Annotated in this window: 4 protein-coding genes; all 4 read left to right on the top strand. The window is 48.5% G+C overall.

Annotated features, from left to right (window positions below):
• Positions 1-278 (top strand): pyridoxamine 5'-phosphate oxidase family protein (locus tag Q0277_RS09705; protein WP_297997595.1); only part of this gene is annotated, 278 nt, incomplete at its 5' end.
• A gap of 275 nt (positions 279-553) precedes the next feature.
• Positions 554-1,327: an SDR family oxidoreductase gene (locus Q0277_RS09700; RefSeq protein WP_297997593.1), complete on the top strand. Its 774-nt coding sequence runs from the start codon at positions 554-556 to the stop codon at positions 1,325-1,327.
• Between the two features lie 372 nt (positions 1,328-1,699).
• Positions 1,700-2,293 (top strand): BON domain-containing protein, encoded by a 594-nt coding sequence (locus Q0277_RS09695; protein WP_297997591.1) that lies wholly within the window; start codon positions 1,700-1,702, stop codon positions 2,291-2,293.
• 589 nt (positions 2,294-2,882) lie between these two features.
• A complete protein-coding gene (gene upp, locus Q0277_RS09690; RefSeq protein ID WP_297997597.1) occupies positions 2,883-3,509 on the top strand; it encodes a uracil phosphoribosyltransferase in 627 nt (208 codons plus the stop codon).
• The last annotated feature ends 498 nt before the right edge of the window (positions 3,510-4,007 follow it).

The raw sequence follows: 4,007 nt of genomic DNA, 5'->3' as shown, positions 1-4,007 counted from the left end.
CGTGGAACAGATATCTCGTCATTAAGGGGGACCGCATCCTCATCCCCGCTGCGGGTATGAAAAAGACGCAAAGCAACGTGGAGGCAAATCCAAACGTCGAGATTAGCGTCGCAACGAAGGAGCTAGCAGGGAGGTTCGGAGCGGGGCGCGGCTTTGTAGTGAAGGGCACGGCGCGCTTTATAGATAGTGGCGCGGAGTTTGAAGAAACGAAGGCGAAATTCCCTTTTGCTACGAGGCTACTTGAAATCACGGCTAGCAGCGTAAAACAGGTGCTGTAAGCCAAGCGGCGCAGTTTGAGTGGAATTTACGGATGAAATTCCCGATGAAATTCCGCCGCGAGCTTTACGATGGAATTTTGCCGTGAAATTTTATCGGTAGAATTTCAAAGTTAGTAAAATTTTATCGATGAAATTTCGCTTCGCCGCGAAATTTTAAAGCGGGCGAAATTTTAAAGTTAATAAAATTTCAAAGCCTGCAAAATTTCGAAGTCTGCGAGATCCATAAATCTCGCTCAAATTTTTAGAACCTAAATTTACGTATTGAAAGGAAAAGTATGAAACGATTAGAGGGCAAAACAGCCGTAATTACGGGCGGAAGTGACGGAATAGGGCTTGGCATCGCAAAGTGTTTTGCCAAAGAGGGCGCAAATTTGATCCTACTCGGCAGAAGCGAGGAGAAATTAAAAATCGCACAGGAGAACCTAGGCGGTTACGGCGTGAAAGCTTACGCGGTAGAGGCGGATTTGGCGCAAAGCAAAACGATAAAAGGTCTTTGCGAGCGCATTTTAGCGCAATCTCCTAAGATAGATATCCTAGTAAATAACGCTGGACTGGGAAAATTCGTACCGTTTGAGGCGACCGACGAAGCGCTGCTGGACGCCCATCTAAACCTAAACGTTAAAGCGCCCTATCTCCTTACTCAGGGGCTTTTGGGTGCGCTTGCGGCTAGCAAAGGCTGCGTGATCAATATCTCGTCGTATTTTGCGAACCGAATGCTCGTAGGGCGCACCACGACGGCGTATTCGATCACCAAAGGCGCGCTAAATTCTTTCACCAAATCGCTTGCTTTCGAGGTCGGCAAACTCGGCATTCGCGTCAACGCCATAGCGCCCGGGAGCGTTCTTACGCCGCAGTTTGAGCGAAATTTAAGCGCGCTTAGCCCGCAGGGACGCGAGGCGTTTGAGCAAATGGTGCAAAATATCTATCCGCTCGGCAAAATCGGTAGCGCGCAGGACATCGGCGATGCGGCGGTATTTTTGGCGTCGGACGGGGCGAAATGGGTCAGCGGCGCGATATTTGCGATAGACGGCGGACTTACGACGAATTAGCTGCGACCGGGCGGATTTTGGGCGCGGGTTTGAAATATAAAATTTTACGGCAGCGAATTCCGCCTCGAGAAATTTTACTCGTAGAATTCGCAGCGGCAAATTTGCAACGAAATTTAGCCGCGTAGAATTTTACGGCGACGAATATTGCGCGTGAAATTCGCCATGGCGAAAGCGCAAAATTCTGCAAGCCGTGCGAATTACAACGTAAATTTTAAAATTTATATTGTAAAATTTTACGGCGTGCGGTTTAGGCGGAATTTTACGGAGCAAAATTTCAAGCTGCGGCAAAATAGCGCCTGCGGGGCTAAAATTAAAAAGTGAAGCTAACGGCTGGCTTGAGATAATTAGAAATTAAACGAGATTGGAGAGGGTTTGAGGGTTTTGTTTCTAGCGATTTTAGGGGTGTTTTTGCTCTCTTGCGCGGCGCTATTTAGCTCGTGCGCGGCTCCGCTGGCGCCCGCGGGCAACGCGCTTAGCGTATACGACATCTACTCCGTAGCACGCGACCGCCGCAGCGTAAGCGAGGTCGCTAGCGACAAGCTCGTCCAGACTAAAATCCAAAGCAAAATTCTATTCACCGAAGGCCTTAGCAGCTGGGATCTGGAGGTCGAGTGCTTCTACGGCGAGGTCTATCTCATCGGGCTACTGGATAGCGAAGCGATGCGCGAGCCGCTACTTGCTTTAGCTCGGCAAACCGAAGGCGTGCGGCGCGTGCATACCTATCTGCGCGTCAAAAAGCCCGAATATCCGTGCAATTCGTTTGAAATTTTTACAAATTTAAAGAAAAATCTCTTTTCCGATACCGACGTTTCTGGCACTGCGGTACGCGTGGCGATCGTGGGCTGCGACGTGGTATTTAGTGGCGTGGTGAGCGACATCGAGCACGAAAAGCACGCGATCTGGTATGCGACGCACGCGCCCGGGGTGCAGGATGTGTATTCGTTTCTGCGCGTGGTGAAGGAGTAGGGCTGTTAAATTTGATTGCCCGCGGCACGTTAAAATTTAACAGCTTGCGGCGAGTTAAATTAAAATATACGCGCTCGGTTTGTTTTAGCTTGCTTGCGCAGCGCCCGCATGCATGAAATTAAAATTTTATCGGCGCGCAAGATAGCGGGGAATTTTAAAATTTGGATCACGAGCGCGAGCATTAAGTAAATTTAAAGTTGCCTCAGACGATAATTTCGCAGATGAAATTTACGTCGCGAGCGCTCGCCGAAAAGTAGTGCCCGGCGTGCCGATAAAAAGCGCGCCCTGTTTAAATGGCGGCTAAATCAAAAGCGGCACGCGCGAGCTAAATTTAAAGCGTTGCGTTTTTAAAGGCGTTAAATTTAAAGCGAGCCGCCGAGTTAAATTTAAATGTCACAACGCGTGCATTGCAGTGAAAATGAGCTAAATTTAAAGTCGTGCTACCGTTATCGGCAAAATTTTAGCGCCACGGTGCTGGAGTTCGCATCAAAACAGATAATTAAAATGCCCAAGAGGGCGCAAAATTCAGTAAATTTAAGGAGAGAAAATGAGCCAAAGCCAAAATTGTACGTACCAAACCGCGTGCGAGCTGCCTAACGTGAGGCTGATCAAGCACCCGCTGATCGAGCATAAGCTCACGATCCTGCGCGATCGAGAGACCGATCCGTTTCAGTTTCGCATGCTCGTCGATGAGATCAGCTACCTGATGATGTTTGAGGCGACGCGCGATCTGGCGCTGCGCGAGGTGAGCGTGCATACACCCGTGGCGCAAACCAGCGCGTATAAGCTCGCTACAAAGATCATGATCTGCCCGATTTTGCGCGCCGCGCTGGGGATGCTAGATAGCGTATTTAAGCTTATGCCCGACGCTAGCGTGGGGTTTTTAGGCTTTCAGCGCGACGAAAAGACCGCGCAGGCGGAGTTTTTTTACGCTAAACTGCCCGCCGATGCCACAGAGCGCACCGCAATCATCATCGATCCGATGTTTGCGACCGGCGGTACGGCGATCGATGCGGTTAAATTTTTGCTGAAAAACGGCGTCAAAAAGATCAAATTTATCTCCATCATCGCAGCGCCCGAGGGGCTTCATAGATTTAGCGAGATCTACCCGCAGGTCGAGGTTTTTACCGCGGCGATCGACGAGAGATTAAACGAGCAAAAATATATCGTACCGGGCCTTGGAGACGCAGGAGATAGGGTTTTTAATACGCTATGAGATTTACGCGGCGAAGGACTTTGTGCTGCGCCAAATTTGCGCGATAGTATTTTATGCAAAAACCTCTTGCCGTTTTTTGAAGCAGAATTCGCGCGCCAAATTTGCGCGATAGTATTTTATGCGGCGATAAATTAAATTTGCCAGCATGTAATTTGCGCTGGGAAATCTATTTATCAAATATGCGGGCCGCGGCGGCGCGGAATTCCGTCGCGGCAATAAATTTGGTAGGTGCGTATTTTTTACGGCGCGCGCAATACGTAGTTAAATTTTAAATTTCGCAGCGCCGTAAATTTGAAGCGCTTTAAAATTTTAACTAGTCGTGAAATTTGCGGTATTTTTGGAATTTATCAAATAAAATTTGAGCTCCGCGATGTATAAAACACGGCAGCAGAGCGTAATCGAAATTTCAAATTTTAGCCCGCTACAAAATATTGCGCAACGTCTACGTCGCAAAAATTTACAAATCGCAAAATTTATAAATCGCGCCGCAAAATTCTT

The organism is uncultured Campylobacter sp. (assembly GCF_938030815.1).
Taxonomy (GTDB): domain Bacteria; phylum Campylobacterota; class Campylobacteria; order Campylobacterales; family Campylobacteraceae; genus Campylobacter_B.
Note: the sequence above shows the minus strand (reverse complement) of the source record. Positions and strands in the feature narration are given on the sequence as shown.